12 protein-coding genes are annotated in these 15,588 nt (G+C 72.6%); 3 read left to right on the forward strand and 9 right to left on the reverse strand.

Going from position 1 to position 15,588, the window contains the following annotated elements; all coding sequences use genetic code 11:
* Nucleotides 1-388: 388 nt before the first annotated feature.
* From cglE to MLV88_RS23235, 8 genes are all read right to left on the reverse strand, one after another.
* Nucleotides 389-1,006: an adventurous gliding motility protein CglE gene (gene cglE, locus MLV88_RS23200; RefSeq protein WP_242340876.1), complete on the reverse strand. Its 618-nt coding sequence runs from the start codon at nt 1,004-1,006 to the stop codon at nt 389-391.
* 10 nt (nt 1,007-1,016) lie between these two features.
* Nucleotides 1,017-3,011: an adventurous gliding motility protein GltG gene (gene gltG, locus MLV88_RS23205; protein WP_242340877.1), complete on the reverse strand. Its 1,995-nt coding sequence runs from the start codon at nt 3,009-3,011 to the stop codon at nt 1,017-1,019.
* A 6-nt stretch (nt 3,012-3,017) separates the two neighbouring features.
* Complete coding sequence (gene cglF / locus MLV88_RS23210) at nt 3,018-3,293, reverse strand: adventurous gliding motility protein CglF (RefSeq protein ID WP_242340878.1); 276 nt, start codon at nt 3,291-3,293, stop codon at nt 3,018-3,020.
* Nucleotides 3,294-3,364: 71 nt separating this feature from the next.
* Entirely contained in the window at nt 3,365-4,705 is a 1,341-nt protein-coding gene (gltE, locus tag MLV88_RS23215) for an adventurous gliding motility TPR repeat lipoprotein GltE (RefSeq protein ID WP_242340879.1), read from the reverse strand.
* Nucleotides 4,702-8,223 (reverse strand): tetratricopeptide repeat protein, encoded by a 3,522-nt coding sequence (locus MLV88_RS23220; RefSeq protein ID WP_242340880.1) that lies wholly within the window; start codon nt 8,221-8,223, stop codon nt 4,702-4,704. The genes gltE and MLV88_RS23220 overlap by 4 nt, the downstream gene beginning before the upstream one ends.
* Nucleotides 8,224-8,245: 22 nt before the next feature.
* Nucleotides 8,246-10,195, reverse strand: a complete 1,950-nt coding sequence (gene gltC / locus MLV88_RS23225; protein WP_242340881.1) for an adventurous gliding motility protein GltC — start codon at nt 10,193-10,195, stop codon at nt 8,246-8,248.
* Between the two features lie 8 nt (nt 10,196-10,203).
* Nucleotides 10,204-10,968, reverse strand: coding sequence for an outer membrane beta-barrel domain-containing protein (locus MLV88_RS23230; RefSeq protein WP_242340882.1), 765 nt, complete (start codon nt 10,966-10,968; stop codon nt 10,204-10,206).
* On the reverse strand, nt 10,965-11,795 hold the full coding sequence (locus MLV88_RS23235; protein WP_242356693.1) for an outer membrane beta-barrel domain-containing protein: 831 nt from the start codon (nt 11,793-11,795) through the stop codon (nt 10,965-10,967). The genes MLV88_RS23230 and MLV88_RS23235 overlap by 4 nt, the downstream gene beginning before the upstream one ends.
* 212 nt (nt 11,796-12,007) lie before the next feature.
* Here MLV88_RS23235 and cglC point away from each other — a divergent pair, with 212 nt between their 5' ends.
* Together cglC and MLV88_RS23245 are read left to right on the forward strand one after the other, a co-directional pair.
* Nucleotides 12,008-12,445, forward strand: coding sequence for an adventurous gliding motility lipoprotein CglC (cglC, locus tag MLV88_RS23240; RefSeq protein ID WP_242340884.1), 438 nt, complete (start codon nt 12,008-12,010; stop codon nt 12,443-12,445).
* Between the two features lie 11 nt (nt 12,446-12,456).
* The gene (locus MLV88_RS23245; RefSeq protein ID WP_242356691.1) at nt 12,457-12,906 is read left to right on the forward strand and encodes a DUF192 domain-containing protein; all 450 of its coding nucleotides are present in this window, start codon (nt 12,457-12,459) and stop codon (nt 12,904-12,906) included.
* A 46-nt stretch (nt 12,907-12,952) separates the two neighbouring features.
* Here MLV88_RS23245 and MLV88_RS23250 read toward each other — a convergent pair whose 3' ends face one another.
* Nucleotides 12,953-13,318, reverse strand: coding sequence for a TIGR02266 family protein (locus MLV88_RS23250; protein WP_242340886.1), 366 nt, complete (start codon nt 13,316-13,318; stop codon nt 12,953-12,955).
* Between the two features lie 61 nt (nt 13,319-13,379).
* Here MLV88_RS23250 and MLV88_RS23255 point away from each other — a divergent pair.
* Nucleotides 13,380-15,588 (forward strand): type VI secretion system protein (locus MLV88_RS23255; protein WP_243338759.1); only part of this gene is annotated, 2,209 nt, incomplete at its 3' end.

Genomic DNA, 15,588 nt, shown 5'->3' on the forward strand with positions numbered 1-15,588 from the left:
CCGCATTCCGTCGTAGGCTTGCTATTCAGTTTTCAAAGACCGAACGAACCCTCCCGATCCGTCTCCGGCTCGGGCCTGACTTGCGCGGTGTCTCGAGGACAATCCGTTCCGTCAGCGAGGGCGGCGTATCTACCATCGGCTCCGGGGCGCGTCAACTGCCTTTCTTCGCGCCGCTTCGCCTCATCGCCGGGACGCCGCCTTACCGCCACCCTCGCGTCCCGCCGGGGGTTCGAGGAGGAGCTACTCCGCCTCGAACCGCGCCGCGCGCTGCATCTCGTCGCGGCGGGCGAGCATGTAACACGGGTCTTTCCGCAGATCCATCCCGCACTCGAAAAAAAAACGGCGCCGTCTCCGGCGCCGCGTGACCTCTCGAGGAGCGGGTCGCTCGCTAGAACGTATAGCGGACGGTCGGGTAGACCGCGAACCCGCTCGCCTTCGCGGTGGTGGCGTACACGTAGTCCCCCGCGAGCCCCACGGAGAAGTGGCGGAGGCGCGTGAAGTACTCGATCCCCGGTCCTCCGGCGACCACCAGGTCGTCGCTGCCGAAGAGCCCCTCGGGATAGCTGCGGGCGTAGCCCCCGCGGCCGTGCAGGTACACGTAGAACCGCTCGAAGTCGTTCCGGTCCTTCGCGCCGAGCACCGCCACGCGCAGGTCCAGGCCCCCGTTGTAGAGGCTGAACGCGCCGTAATTGTCGTTCGCGCGCTCGTTCCCCCCCTGCCCGTAGAGCGAGACGGAGATCCGCTTGCCGAGGTCCACGCCGACGTTCGCGCCGACGAGCAGGCCCCCGGCCCGCCCGCCGCCCTCGCCCGCGTAAGGGAACTTGGCGCGGTCCGAGGTGGGCGTGTCGAGGAGGCCGAGGTAACCCACCTCGAACCCGATGAAGAAGCCGCGCTCCACGTCGCGGAACCGCGCCGCGCGCGGGTCCTCCTGCAGCGCGGGGGCGGATTCCTGCGCGAGGGCGAGCAGAGGTGCCGCGAGCACCACGGCGAGGACGAGTCGCTTCAAGGCCGTCTTCCTATTCCCCGCCCGACGAGCGGAGGATCCACGGGTAGGTGATCACTGCGATCCCGCCACCCTTGGGCTTCGGGAACTGCCAGCTCGTGATGCGGGACATCATGCACTCGTGGACCTTGGCGTCCTCGAGCGTCGTCGCGCCCCCGTCCACCTGCGGGCTCGCCGCGGACCCGTCGCCATTGATGATCCACTTGATGGAGACCTTGCCCTGCAGCTTGGGGTTGATCGCGAGCTGCTGCTCGTAGCAGTAGCGGATCTGCGCGGAGTGCTCCTGGATGACCTTGCGGATGAGCTCCTTGTCGATGGAGCCCATCACCACCGCGTTGCCCGTCGCGACGTTCACGTCGCGATCGCCCTTCTTGCCGAGGCCGCCGACGCCCGTGCCGTAGCCGGCGTACCCGCCGCCACGCCCCTTCGTGCCGACCGCGCCGATGCCGATGGTCTCACCGGAGCCACCGCCGCCCTTGCCCGAGCCGCGGATGCCGAGCCCGCCGAGCCCGTAGCTGTCGCCGACGACCGGGCCGAACATGTTGCCGACGGCGCCCTTCAGATCGCCGCCGAGGCCGCCCGAGCCGAACACCGTCGAGAGGCCCGCCGAGCCGCCCCGCCCGAGCACGCCGAGCAGGCCGGTGCTCTTCACGATCTCCTTGGCGTTCGGGTCGATGGCCTTCGGGGCCGAGCGGGCGTTGGTCTTCGGGGCGTCCTTCTTGCCCATCTGACCCTCCTCGCCCTTGTGCTTCTCGGCCATCTCGCCCGGATCGCCCTTCTTCTCGCCCTTGGGCGCGTCGAGCTTCTTCTGAGGCTCGGGGGCCTTGATGATGAACTTCGCCATCCGCGAGGGGTTCTTGAACAGGTCGTCCGCCACGACGTCGGTGTCGTAGGGGAAGTTGTTCGCCGCGACCATGAACCCGGCCTGGACGAAGAACAGGACGAGGAAGAGGTTCAGGAACTGGTAGTTGATGCGCTCCCAGAAGGGCGCGCCCTTCACCGGCTCCGGCCGCTTCGGCCGCGCCTCGACCGCGAGCTGCGCGCCGATCTCGGCGCGCACCGCGCCCGCGCGAGGGACCGGGATCCAGTAGGCGCCCTCGACCTTCTCGTCCTGGGCGGCCTTCTTGGCGCGCACCAGCTCGCCGAACGTCTGGGTGCCGGCCCGCTCTTCCAGGACGCCCGTCATGCCGCGCCGGAAGGTGAAGCGGTACTCGCCGTCCTCGAAGCGCAGGACCGGGAAGTCGTCGACCGGGAGCCCCTCGAGCCGGACGTCGCACTTCGGGCTCTCGCCGAGCAGCACCGGCGCCTTCGGCTGCACGAACGTGCCCGCCTCGAGGAGCGTGTCGCCCCACAGGACGCGGAGCTCGACGCCGAGGTCGGTCTCGTGGGAGAGGTCCTCGACCTCGGCCGCGGCGGCGCGGCGCGTGCGCGGGGCGGCGGTCCGCGCGGCCTTCGCGGCCGGCTCCGCCACGGGGCGGGCCGGAGCGGGGGCAGGAGCGGCGCTCTGGGGTGCAGGCTCGGGAGGAGCCGCCGCCGCGGCGGGCTCGGCCGCCGGCGGCGTGGGCGCCTCGGCCGCGTGGACGGCCTTGCCGTTCGTGGAGCCGTTCGCGTGCGTGCCGTTCGCGCGGGCCGGGGCCGCGGCGGCGACCGCGGGCGCGGCCACGGCGTGGTTCGGCGTCGCGGCGGTCTCCGACAGCGCCGCGCGGGCGTCGGGCGACTCGAGCACGATGCGCAGGCCGCCGAGCGTGATCTGGTCGCCCACGCGCAGGGCGCCGCGGCTCACCTTCTTGCCGTTGACGAACGTGCCCTCCGCGCTGCCCATGTCGATGATCGAGATGGCGCCGTCGGGCGCGACCTCGATGACCGAGTGGATGCGGGAGATCTTGTCGTCCTCGAGGCAGAGGTGCGCCGAGGCGAGACGCCCGATCTTGATGATCTCGCGGTTGAACTGCTCGCTTCGTACGAGCTCGTCGCCGCGGAAGACCGTGAGGGTGATGGGGGTGGCCATGGGTTCCTAGAGGTCGCCGGACGCCTGCATCACCTTGTCGCGCCAGTTTTCGCGGATCTTGATGAGGTTCGAGTGATCGACCTTGCGGCGCGCCTCGACGTACTCGCCGTCGGGACGCTTCAGGTCGCCCTCGATCGTGTCGTCCTCGAAGTTGATGACGGTCTTCTTCTCGTACTCGACCTTCGGCTCCTGCCCGGAACGCTGCGCCTGAGCCGGCTCGCGCGACTGCGCGAGGGTGGCGAGCGGGAGGGCAATCGCTGCGACGGCGAGAAGGTTACGCATCTTCGGGACCTCTTTCCTCTCGAAAGCTTACCACCGTGGCAGAGCGAGCAAGAAGCGCCCGCCTCCTCGCTTCAGCGTGCGGGGACCTGTGTGGATGTGGTCGCCGCGCCCGCACCCTCGGGAGCCGGAGCCTGCGCGCCGGCCGGCTTCGCCGCGCCCTGGCCCGCCTTCTTCGCCGCCTCCTCGGCGGCCTTGCGCTCGGCGTCGAGCTGCATCTGCTTCGCCGCCTCGGTCGCCCGCCGGTTCTCCTCCAGGATCTGCATGCACTCGCGCTCGAGCCGGGGAGCGGCGGAGTCGGTGGCGGCGACGGGACCGGCGGCGCGCGCGTACGCGCGGAACGCGTCGATCGCCGGCTGGCACTCGTTCTTCACCCGCATGTAGAGCACCCCGCGCGCGAGGTGCACCTCGGGCAGCGTCTCCCCAGCAAGCTTCTCCGCCTCGGCGTAGGACGCGAGCGCCTCGTCGGGCTTCCCGAGGTGGCGTCTCGCGACCCCGAGGGCCAGGTGGACGGGGGCGTTCTTCGGCTCCACCCGGAGGATGGCCGCCGCGTGCTCTGCGACCGCGGCCCAGGCCTGCTTCCGCGTGGCGGCCTCGAGCAGGGCGTACCGCGCCGGGAGGTAGTCCGCCGACAGGGTGAGGGCCTTGCGGTACTGCGCCGCGGCCCCGGCGTCGTCACCCTGGCGGGCGAGCACCTGCCCGCTCACCCAGGGGAGCTCGGGATCCTTCGGGTCGAGCTTCTGGGCGCGGAGCGAGATGAGGTTCGCGAGCTCGAGCTCGTTCCGCTGCAGCGCCACGCGCGCGAGCACCTTGTTCGCGCCGACCGAGGAGGAGTCGCGGAGCAGCGCCTCGCGCGCGAGCCGCCACGCCTCGTCGAGCTGCCCCGAGGCGCGGTAGAGCGCCGCGAGCCGGGCGCGGGCGATCGCGTCCTCCGGGAAGTCGTGGACGACGCGCGCGTAGACGGCGAGGGCCCCCGGCGCGTCGCCCTGCTTCTCGAGCAGCACGCCCAGGTTCACCGCCGCCTGCCGCAGCGAGGGCTTCGCGGCGAGCGCGCGCTCGTAGGCCGCCCGCGCGCCGGACGCGTCACCCTGCCCCTCGAGCGCCACGCCGAGGTTGTAGCGGGCCTCGGGGATCTCCTGCTCGTCGAGCACGGCGCGCCACTTGCGCTCGAGGTGCGCCCAGTCGGTGGGGACGCCCAGCTTGCGCTGATCCTCCTGGGCCTTCAGCGCCTCCGCGAAGAGCCGCTCGGAGCGCGCACCGCCGGTGTCGCCCCCGGCCGCGGGCGCGGCGGACGTCGTGGAGGTGGACGCCCGGCCTCCGCCCTGGTGCGCGTCCGTGGGCCGCGGGCGGGAGCCGGCGCAGCCGATCGCGCCGGCGAGCAGGATCGCGGGGAGGACTCGTCGGGTCGTGGTCACGGCAGCAGGTCCTCGTCTTCCTCGTCGGCCTTCTTGCGTTCCTTCCGCGACGGCAGCGGATCCTCGCTCACGACGCGCCGCTGCGAGTCGGCGGCGGACGGGGCGCGCGCCTCGCCGCGCTGCGTGGCCGGCGTCACGCGGAGGGGCGGCAGGGACGGCTCGGCGTGGCGAGCCGGCGGCGCCTTGGACGCGGGGGCGACCGGCTGGATCTGCGCGAGGATGCCGTAGCCGCTCGGCGCGTCGCGCGTCTCGGGCTGCGCCACGCGCGGAAGCACCTCGGGGGACGGCCCGTACTCGTCGGGCTTGTACTTCATGAGGATGGAGGTCGCCTGCTTCGCGCAGTCGTTCACCACGCCGTAGTCACGCGAGGCGTTCATCGCGAGCTCGAGCCCCTCGATCGCCTTCTGCTCGAGCGGCTCCGCGACCTGCGCGAGCTGCGCCTTGTACTCCTCCACCAGCGCCTTCTGCCCGCGGATCTCGCGGGGGATGGGCGCGTCGAAGAGCGTCTGCGCGAAGCGCTTGTAGCCGAGGCCGATCTTGTAGAGCGCGCAGATGGCCGGATCCGCCTGCTTGAGCTTCACCACCTGCCCGTAGGAGCCCTCGAGCTGCTTCAGCTTGCGACCCTTCACCTGCAGCTGCGCCTTGAGCTGCTTCGGCGCGACGTTCAGGGTGATCCGGTCGTACTCCACGAACTCGGGCTCGAGCTCGAGGTACATCGCCTGCGCGGCCACCGGCAGGCCGCGGTCCTTCACCCGGCCCTGGTTCCGCTTCCAGTAGTGGAGCGCCTCGGTGTAGGTGTCGCGCGCGAGCCGCGCGCTGCCCGCCTTCTCGTAGAGCTTGGCGATGCGCTGGGTGACGGCGAGCCACTCGTCCGGATCCCGCGCGTAGCGCTGGCGGTACTCCTCGAGCTGCTTCAGCTCCTTCGAGGGCTGGCCGCGGCGGCCGTACAGGTCGGCGAGGGAGAGGAAGATGCGCGGCGCGTCGGCGCCCTTCGGCCAGGTCTCGAGGTAGGCCTCGCTCGCCGCCTCCGCGCGCGCCCACTCCCTGAGGCCGGCGCGGAACACGGCCGCGTTGATGATGGCGTCGTTCGCCTTCTTCTCCTCGTAGGCGGCCACGGGCTGCGCCGGCGCCTCGGGGGCCTTGGCGCCCTTCGCGGCCTTCGCGTGGCGGGGCGCGCCCCGCGGCTCGCCCGCCGCGCGCTTCCACTCGCGGAAGTAGCGCTCGTAGAGGTCGGCGGCCTTCGAGAAGTCGGCGATCGCCTCGTACGCCTCGGCGTTGTCGTAGAGCGACTTCGGCGCGAGCTCGTGCCCCGGGTAGCGCTGCAGGAACTGCTCGCGGACCTCCATCGACTTGTCGAGCCGGTGGGCGCGGCCGTAGTCGACCGAGGCGTTGTAGAGCGCCGTCGGCGCGAGGCGCGACTGCGGCCAGTCGCGCGAGAACGCGATGTACTCCTCGGCCGCGGACTCGTAGTCGCGCGCCTTCTCCCGCTCCTCGATGATCTTGAAGGCGCTCTGCTCGATGACCCGCGCGAGGTCGTCCTTCAGCGCCGGGTGCGCCTTGAGGAGCGCGGCGTTGGCGTAGAACCGCTTCGCCCAGCCGTTCACGTTCCGCCAGTCGCCGAGCAGGTTGTAGGCGTCGAGCACGAGGTTCGTGGAGTAGCCGGCGAGCTCGTGCTCGGGGTGGTCGAGCGCGATGCGCGTGAAGAGGTCGGTCGCCTCGGCGAACGCGTTGTGCCGGTAGTGGATGTTGGCGGCCTTGTAGGCGACCTCGACCCACTTCTCGGCCTTCGGCTGGTACTTGAGGTAGCGCTCGCAGGCCGTGAGGAGCTTCTGGCGCGGCGGGGCGAGGGGGAGGCGCTTCTTCGGATCGGTGGGGACGCGCTTCTCGGTCTCGTCGAGCTTCTTCGCGACGAGGTCCCACGCGAACACCGCGTTCTCGAGCGCGTCCTTGAAGAACTTGCCGGGCTTCGCGGGCGGCTTCGCCTCCACCGCCTTCACGTCCTGCAGGGCCACCCGCTCGTACTCGGCGCCCGCCCCCTCGAAGTCGGCGAGCGCGTAGCGGAGCTCCGCGTGGAAGAAGCGCATCTCGTACGCGGTGGGCTCGTCCGGGAAGACGTCGAGGTAGTCGCGGTACACCGACGCGGCGAAGCCGGCGACCGGCTCGTCGCGCGTCTTCTTCCACTCGTTGTGGTACTGCACCGCGAGGATGCGCAGGGTCTGCTCGGCGTCGCGGCGCGCGTCGGCGAGCACCTTCTTGCCCTTCTCGTCCTTCGCGGCGGGCGACGCCTCGATGTCCCGCAGCATCTTCACGAACACGTGCGCCTGCTGGACCGCGGCCTCCTTGCGGCCCATGCGTCCGGCGGAGGTCACGACGCGCGACTGGTAGAACGGCGCCTCCGGCGAGAGCGGCTTCTCGCGGATGAGCCGCGCGTAGACCAGGATGGCGTCCCGATCCTTGCCGTCGCCGTAGTACAGGTCGGCGAGGGACCGGAGCATGTCCCACCAGCCCTTCTCGCCGCCGACGCGCCGGAACTCCTCGGCCGCGGCCTCGGGCGAGCCGACGTGGCTGTAGGTGCGGACGTAGTCCTTCCGCGCCTCCTTCACGAGCGCGAGCTTCTTGTCGGCGGGGACGGTGCTCGTCGGCAGCTCCCCGAAGTAGATGACCGCGCGGAAGAGCTCGAGCGACTGGTCGTACTCGCCGAGGTTGTAGTGCACCCAGCCCTGCTTGTAGAGCGCGTAGGCGTAGACCGAGCTCTCCTGGTACTCGGACGCCTTCTTGTAGGCCTCGAGCGCCCGCTTCAGGTTGCCGTTCCGGTCGGCCTTGTTCGCCTTCTCGAAGTAGTACTCGCCGAACGCCATCCAGGCGTCCGGGACGTAGCGCGAGTTCGGGTAGCGCTCGATGAGCGCGCGGTAGGCCTTGAGCGCGTCGGGGTCGAAGCGGTCGTGCTGCGAGAGGTTCTCGGCGAGGAAGTAGAGCACCTCGTCGAGGCGCGGGTACTTCGGGTACTTCGCGATGATCGCCTTGTAGAGCGCGACCGCCTGGGCCTGGAGCTTGCGGGACTGGCCCTCGAGGTCGGTCTTCTCCGCCTGGAGCCGCGCGGCCTCGGCCGGGTTGCCCTTGCCGAGCGCGATGAGCTGGTCGTCGCGCCGGTTCGCCTGGAAGAAGAAGTACTGCGACTCCTCCCACAGGAGCTCGGCGAGCCGGAAGTACCACTGCGGCGTCTCGACCTGCGAGCCGCCGCCGAGGTCGATGAGCTTGCGGAGGGAGGTGATCTCCTCGCGCCGCTTGTCCGAGACCTGGACCTCGATCACCTTGCGGAAGGACTCGAATGCGAGCGCCGGGCCGCCGGCCTCCTTGGCCCCCGGGCGCGCCGCCTCGAGCGTGCCGCCGAGCGCCGCGTCCGGCGTGACCGAGCGCTTCTGGCCGAGGTCCGCCTCATGGGGCGGGGCCTTGGGATCTGCACCTGCCGTGGAAACGCCGAGCGCCAGGGCGACGCCGGCGACGAGAGCACGATGCATCCTCGAGGCTCCTCTCCGGGGACTACCGGGCCGCTGCGCGAGACCGCGGCAGGCGGTCCTTGCAGCCCTTCGTGAGCGTGTACGAGTACGTGCCGAGCTCGTCGCGCCAGAACTCGCCCTCGTAGGGCCAGTAGAGGTGCTCGTCCGAGACGGCGGTCGAATACTTGAGGTCGCGCAACACCTCCACCTGGCTCCCCCGCGCGAGCGCGCCCTCGAGGGCCTCCCGCTCCTTGCGCGACACCTCGATCTGGATCCGCAGTGCCTGGGCGAGCAAGGTCCGGAGTGAGTCGCGCTCGTACTCGAGCTTGCCCCGGGCGCGCGCACCGGCCTCCTGGACGAGCGCCGCCTTGTCGGCGCGCAGCTTCTCGAGGAGATCCTTCGCGAGCGCCGACTCGCGGAGCTCCGGGCGCCGGCCGCCGATGCCGTGGTCCATCTCGTCGTCGATCTCCCCGATCGACTCCGCGAGGCGGCGGATGTTCTGGTCGGTGTAGGCGACCTTCAGGATCCGGCGCATGATCGCGCCGCCCTGACCGTGCGGGGACCGCTCGATCACCTCGAAGTACGCCTCCGGCGTCTGCGGCCGGCCGGTGATGCTCGCGAGCTCCTGGTACACGGGCTCGTACAGGCGCGAGAACGACTCCAGCACCCGGCGGGCCTCCGGGTAGCGGCAGTTCTCGTAGTAGACGATCGCCTCGAGCACGTAGGACTCGGGGAAGTACTCGTCCTGGAAGTACGGGGACTGGAGCGTCAGCAGGTTGCCGAGGGTCTTCTCGTAGTCGCCGATGCGGTAGTGGGCGTAGGACGCCTCCCACAGCCCCTCGAGCCAGCGCTGCCCGCCCCAGGGCATCTTGCCGTAGTACCAGATGGCGTAGCGGTTCTGCCGGTTCTGGTAGTGGATGCGCGCGAGCTGCAGGAAGGCGAGCTCGCGAAGCTCGGGGTCCGGGTGGCGGCCGCGCTTCGGGTTCGTGAGGCGGATGACCTCCTTGAACGCCTCCACCGAGGCCGGATCGTCGCCCTGCGCGAACAGCACGAGCCCGTCGACGAAGCGCGCCTTCGCGTATACGTCGCCCGAGTCCTCCCCGGCGGACGGCGCGTCGGCCGGAACCGGCGGCCTGGCGCCGGCCTCGCGGCGGACGAGCGACGCGAGCCGCCGCGCCTCGGCCCACGCCGCCTTCGCGTCGGCCGCGCGCCCGGCGTCGGCGAGCGCCCGGCCGCGCTCGAACTCGTACTTCGCGAGCAGGAAGTGGAAGCGGTCCTCGTAGACGGGCGGGAAGCCCCACTGCGCGTGCTTGGCGACGCGGTTCAGCACCGGCTGCTCGTTCTTGAGCTTGCGCCCGACGTGGAACACCCACTCCAGGGCGGAGTGGTAGAAGCGCGAGCCCTTGGGGCCCTTCTCGAGGATCTCGTCGAACGCGGCCAGGGCCGAGTGGTTGAGCCCCATGCGCACGAGCGCCTTCGCGCGCTGGTAGCGCGCCTCGTCGTGCACCTCGGCGAAGCTCGGCTCGCGGAGGATCTGGTCGAACGCCAGGGCGGCGGTCTCCGTCGCCTTCTCGTCGAGGAGCTTCTTGGCGGCGGCGAGGCGCTCCTTCGCGACGGCGGTCGCCTTCGGATCCGCCGGCGCGAGCTTCAGGCCGGGGAGCTCCTGCGGCGGCGCCTCGGGGGCGCGCGCCGCGGGCGGAGCCTGCTCGGGCGGCTCGCCCGGGAGCGCCTCGACCGGCTTCTCCGGCTCGGGCGCGGGCGCAGGGAGCGGCGCCGCCTCGCGCTTCTGCGTCGCGGGCGGCGCCTTCTGGGTCTTCTGGGCGGGCTTCTTCTTCGCCTGCGCCTTCTTCCTGGCGGGCTTCGCCTCCTCCTTCTTCGGCGCGGAGAGGTCGATCCCGAGCTGCGCGTGGGCGGCGGGAGCGCCGAGGAGCGCGAGGAGGAGGGCGGCCAGGCGGCCCCTCGACGACAGGCGATGGCGGGTGGAGCCAGTCATGGTCGGGCTCACGGGAGCGGGCGGTTGCTGAACGGGAAGAAGAAGGAGAGGCCGAGCTCGGTGAAGATCTGGTTCTGCCAGTCCTTGCCCGCTCCGTTGTTGGGCACCTCCACGCCGTAGACGTAGTCCTTCACCTCGAGGCGGAGGGCCAGCCACTCCTTGAGGAACAGGCGCGCCCCGAGCCCCACGTGGCCGCCGACCGTGCTGACGAGCGCCGGGTCCTTCCCGCTCGCCGCCAGCGCGCTGGCGTCCGACGGCCCGAGCACCTCGTCGTGCGAGATGAGGTCCGCGCCCGCGAGGATGGACAGGTCGAAGTGCGCGACCTTCTCCGCGAACACGTTGAGCTTGCCGTACACGGGCGCCCAGGCGAGCTCGGCGCCGACGATCCGGCGCAGCTTGCCGGGGACCTGCAGCAGCATGGCGTCGTTCGCGTCGACGCAGCCGCTGTTCTTGGGGCAGACGACCGCGGAGCCCGTCGGCCGGGTGGCCCCGAGGGCGCCCTGCACGGAGAGGGACCAGGCCTCGGTGAAGTGGTACCCGAGCTTCAGGCCGCCGAAGTACTTCGAGTAGAAGGCGTCGTTCAGCGACAGGTTGCCGGTGGCGGTGAGCTCGACCCGGCCGGCCTTGCGGTAGAGCTGGCCGGAGACGGGAGGGATCTTCCCCGCGAAGGCGTCGGCCTTCGTCTGGGCGAGGGCGGCCCGGGGCGCGGCCACGGCGAGCGTGGCGAGCGCGGCGAGCGCGAGGACGCTGCTTCTGGCGCGGCGCGCGGTCATGGGTAGACGTACTCGAAGCGCGGGGGGAAGAAGAACGACAGGCCGACGTTGGCCACGAACACGCTCTGGACGGTCCCCGGCACCGAGAGGATGGGCTGGTCCGGGTAGAGCGTCGCCATGAGCCCGAGCTCGAAGGCGAGCCATTCCTTCGGATAGAAGCGGACGCCGCCGCCCAGGTCCGTCGCGAGGTGCGGGCCCTCGTTGCGAGGCTCGAGGCTCGTCGCGCTCCAGACGAGGCCGAAGCCCGCCGCGAGGAACACGTCGAAGTGGAGGATGTCCGAGCCGAGGACCGAGGCCTTGCCGTACACCGGCGACCAGATGCCGTCGAGCATCGCCTGCCCGTAGAGCTGGGACGTGAGCAGCTGGCTCTGGAAGGCGATCTTGCCCTCGCGGACGTTGTCGGTGCGCAGCCGCTCGTAGTACGTGCCGCGCACCGCGACCGCGAAGCTGTCCTGCAGGTTGTAGGCGAGCCGCAGGCCTCCGCCGAACTTCTGGTAGAAGGCGTCGTTCACGGTCGCCGAGAACATCGGCGTGAGCTCGAGCCGGCCGCGCTTCAGGAAGCCCTTCCGCTGGACCGCCTTCACGCGATCGCCGAGCGCCACGTCCTCGTCCGTGAAGGGCAGGAGGGGCCGCTTGTCCTTCTTCTCCTTCTCGGGCGCCGCCGCGGGACGCTCGCCCGCCCGGGCACCGCCCGGCTGGGAGAGGTCCATCGGCGGCTGCTCCTCGGCGTCGGAGGGTGGCCGCTGCTCCGGCGCCTCCTGAGGAGGCGGCTGGGTGAGATCGATGCCGGGCACCTCCTGCGCGAACGACAAGGCAGGAGAGAGCACGACCGCTAGCCAGGTTGCGAGGAGCGTTCTCATATGAGGTGGCATGGGCAGCGCCCGGTGGGCATCCTAGCCAAAGGGCGGTGGAGGGGCAACGAACCGGCCCGGCAGAAAACCGCGTGCGTACGCGGCTGTACGTGACTGTCGGCTATCGACCGCTCTCCTGGACGCTTGCTTGTCGGAGGGCGGAGCGCGTGCTAACGATTCCGCGACCCATGCGCTCCCCCGCCTCCAAGCTCGCCGTCGCGCTCGCCTCCATCATCGCGCTCGCCGCGTGCCAGAACCCGGACGTCGGCGAGCCCTGCACGCTGCAGTGGGGAAGCGATAGCTCGCTCCCTCCGCCGACCCCCACCAGCGCCATCGGGGACTACTTCCAGTCCGGCAACACCGCCTGCGACGACCTCGTCTGCATCGTGTCCCCCGCGAGCTCGGACTCGCGCTGGGCCAGGAAGTGCGACGCGGCGAACGGCGAGAACTGCGGCTACTGTTCCAAGCCGTGCGTGTCGAACCAGGACTGCTACACGAGCGAGACCGGGCTCGTCTGCGACATCCTGCTGCCCGACGAGAACTTCCTGAGGACGCTCGATCCCGCGGTGCGCGAGCGCTACCTCGGGGACATCGCGTTCTCGTCGTTCTGTGTCGTGCCGCGGTGACGCCGCGCCTCGTGCGCGCCCTCCCGGCGCTCCTCGTCCTCAGCTGCGTGAACGCCAAGGGAACCGATGCGCCCGCGGCCGCCGCCCGGGTGGTGGTGGAGACCGCCGCCGGGGCGCGCCACCCGGTGCGCGTGGAGCTCGCCCGCACCGAGGCGGAGCACACGCGGGGGCTCATGTGGCGGGAGCGGCTCGATCCGGACGCCGGCATGCTCTTCCTCTTCGAGGAGAGCGAGCCGCGCGGCTTCTGGATGAAGAACACGCTCATCCCGCTCGACATGCTCTTCATCGGCGACGACGGGCGGATCGTCGGGATCGTCGAGCGCGCCGCGCCGCTGACCACCACGCTCCGCGAGGTGGGCGCGCCGAGCCGCTACGTGCTCGAGGTGAACGGCGGCTGGTGCGCCGCGCGCGGCGTCCGCGCAGGCGACCGGGTGCGGTTCGAGAACGTGCCGAGGTTCTGAGGTACGGGCCGTCGCCCGGCGGACGGGGCGACCCCCGAGACCACGCTCACGGCTTGTGCAGGAGCCTCCGCGCGAGCTGCGGGCCGAGGCTCTCCGACATGAGGCCCTCGACGGTCGCCTCGAACTCGGCGCGGTCGCGCGAATCCCCCCAGACGAACCGGATCCCCATCCCCGGGGCGTCGCCGCCCGTCGCGGCGTGGACGACCTCACCCGAGAGCTCGAACGTCGCCGGGCGCCCCGGGATGGTGAGACGGAAGAGGAACCGGGTGCCCACCGGGAGCGCCTTGCGCGTCTTGATGAACGTGCCGCCCTTCGAGATGTTCTTCGTGTAGTCGGCGAAGAAGCTGTTCAGCTTCTTGTAGTCGACCTTGAGCTCGATCGGCGCGCGTGCGTGCTCACGGTTCTCCGTCATCCCGCGCCATGTTATCCCGGAGCCGGTGCGGCCGACAGCGCGCGCCGGCAAAGGCCTTCCCGTGGAGCCACGGTTCCTCCACATCGCCGCCGCGCTCGCGCGCCGCCGCACGGTCCGCGCGGGCGGCGTGGCTCTCCTCGCCGCGGGGTTCGCGGGCGGCTCGCTGCCCCTCCTCGACGCGCCGGGGTACGAGCTCGGAGAGGCGGGCGCCCTCCTCGCGGCGGCCCTCGCGCCCTTCCTCGCGCTCGCCGCCGTGCGAGCCGAGACGGACCGCCCCGCTCCCTCCCCCGCGGCGGCGTTCGGCGGCGCCGTCCTCGTGCTGTCCGCGCTCCTCGCCCTCCTCTTCGCCGGGAGCGTGGCGCGGGCGGCGCTCGGGCCCTGCAGCGCGCTCACCCGGGCGGCCGCCTTCTTCCCGCTCCTCGCCCTCCCCTCCGCGCTCCTCGCGGCCGCGGTCGCGACGCTCGCCGCCGTCGCCGCGCGAGGGCGAGCGCTCCTCGCGGGCGTCCTCTACGCGGCGGCGCTGGCCGCGAGCCTCGCCTTTACGCTCGCGACGGCCTACCGCGGCCCGGCCGCGTTCCTCTTCGATCCGCTCCTCGGCGCCTGGCCCGGGCCGCTCTACGACGAGGCGCTCCCCATCGACGCGCGCCTCCTGCTCTTCCGCGGCGAGGCCGCCGCCTGGGGAGCGGCGCTCGTCGCGCTCGCCGAGGCCGCCCTGCGCGCGCGCCGCGCCGGGCTCCGCGGGGCCGCCGCGCCGCTCGCCGCGCTCCTTGTCGCCGCCGGCGCCGCGGCGGGCGCCCGCGCCGCCCGGGACGCGCTCGGCCTCTCCGGCGATCGCGACGGGATCGTCCGCGCCCTGGGCGCCCGGCGCGACGGGCCGCGCTGCACGCTCCTCCTCCCCGCCGAGAAGCCCGCGGCCGCGGCGAGCGCCCTCCTCTCCGAGTGCGAGTTCGGCGCGGCGGACGTGGCGCGCGCGCTCGGGCTCGCGGCCCCGCCGCGCGTGACCGTGTTCGTGTATCGCAGCGCCGCGGAGAAGCGCCGGCTCGTGGGCGCCGCGGCCACGGAGTACGCGAAGCCCTGGCTCGCGGAGGTGCACGTCGTCGACGCTCCCTCGCCCCACCCCGTGCTGCGGCACGAGCTCGTCCACGCGCTGGCCGGGGCCATCGCGAAAGGTCCGCTCCGGGTCCCGGCGCGCGCGGGCCTCCTCCCCTCCGCGGGGCTCGTCGAGGGGCTCGCCGTCGCCCTCGAGATCCCGCGCGGCGACTGGACCGTCCACGAGTGGTCGCGGGCGGCGCGCGACCTGGGCCTCCTGCCCGACGTCGCGGCCATCGTCGGGCCTGCGGGGTTCTGGACGCAGGCGCCGGCCCGCGCCTACACGGCCTCGGGGAGCTTCCTCGCGTTCCTGCTCGAGCGGCACGGCGCCGCGAAGCTCGCCCGCGCGTACCGGGACGGCGACGTCGCCGCCGCGTTCGGCGTCCCCCTGGAGGCGCTCGTGGCGGAGTGGCAGTCGTTCCTCGACGGGGTGGCGGTGCCGCCGGGCCTCGAGGCCGCCGCCCGCGCGCGGCTCGGGCGGAAGAGCCTCTTCGCGCGGCGCTGCGCGCGCGAGGCGGCGGCGCTCGCGCTGGACGCCTCGGGCGCCGCCGCGAGCGGGCGCACCGCCCAGGCGTGCCGGCTGTGGCGCCGCTTCGGCGCGTTCGGCGAGGCGGCCGGCGCAGAGAAGGCCGCGGGGGACGCGCTCGCCCGCGGCGGGGAGCTCGGCGACGCGGCGGCCGCCTACGCGGCGGCGCGCGCCCGAGCCGCGCCCGAGGACGCCGCGCTCCGGGCCGCCCTCTCGTCCGCGGAGGGCGATCTCGCCTGGCGCGCCGGCGACCTCCCGGCGGCGGATCGGGCCTGGGCGACCGCCCTCGCGGCCCACCCCGATCGGGCGGAGGCGCGGCTGCTCGAGGCGAAGCGCGCGGCGGTGGCGGACCCTGCGATGGGCGCGGCGGCGCGCCCGTATCTCCTCGGCGAGGGCGACCCCGCGCTCGCCCTCGCGAGCGTGGCGCGCGCGGAGGGACCGCTCTCCGCGTACCTCGTCGGACGCGCGCTCGCCTCCCGCGGCGAGGCGCGCGCCGCGCTGCCCGAGCTCGCGCGCGCGGAGGCCGGCCCGCTCCCCCCGGCGCTCGCCGCCGAGGCGCGCGCGCTCCACGCGGAGGCGCGCTGCCTCTCGGGCGAGACCGGCGCGGGCGAGGCGGAGCTCGCGGCGATCGCGGCGAGCGCCGCGAGCGCGGCCG

It is taken from the genome of Anaeromyxobacter soli (assembly GCF_022808855.1).
GTDB classification, from domain to species: Bacteria; Myxococcota; Myxococcia; order Myxococcales; family Anaeromyxobacteraceae; genus Anaeromyxobacter; species Anaeromyxobacter soli.

What these genes read in the sequence shown, in the direction of transcription:
- gltG (WP_242340877.1), bottom strand. Translation starts at nt 3,011, where the DNA reads ATGGCCACCCCCATCACCCTCACGGTCTTCCGCGGCGACGAGCTCGTA.
- cglF (WP_242340878.1), bottom strand. Translation starts at nt 3,293, where the DNA reads ATGCGTAACCTTCTCGCCGTCGCAGCGATTGCCCTCCCGCTCGCCACC.
- MLV88_RS23220 (WP_242340880.1), bottom strand. Translation starts at nt 8,223, where the DNA reads ATGCATCGTGCTCTCGTCGCCGGCGTCGCCCTGGCGCTCGGCGTTTCC.
- gltC (WP_242340881.1), bottom strand. Translation starts at nt 10,195, where the DNA reads ATGACTGGCTCCACCCGCCATCGCCTGTCGTCGAGGGGCCGCCTGGCC.
- MLV88_RS23230 (WP_242340882.1), bottom strand. Translation starts at nt 10,968, where the DNA reads ATGACCGCGCGCCGCGCCAGAAGCAGCGTCCTCGCGCTCGCCGCGCTC.
- cglC (WP_242340884.1), top strand. Translation starts at nt 12,008, where the DNA reads ATGCGCTCCCCCGCCTCCAAGCTCGCCGTCGCGCTCGCCTCCATCATC.
- MLV88_RS23250 (WP_242340886.1), bottom strand. Translation starts at nt 13,318, where the DNA reads ATGACGGAGAACCGTGAGCACGCACGCGCGCCGATCGAGCTCAAGGTC.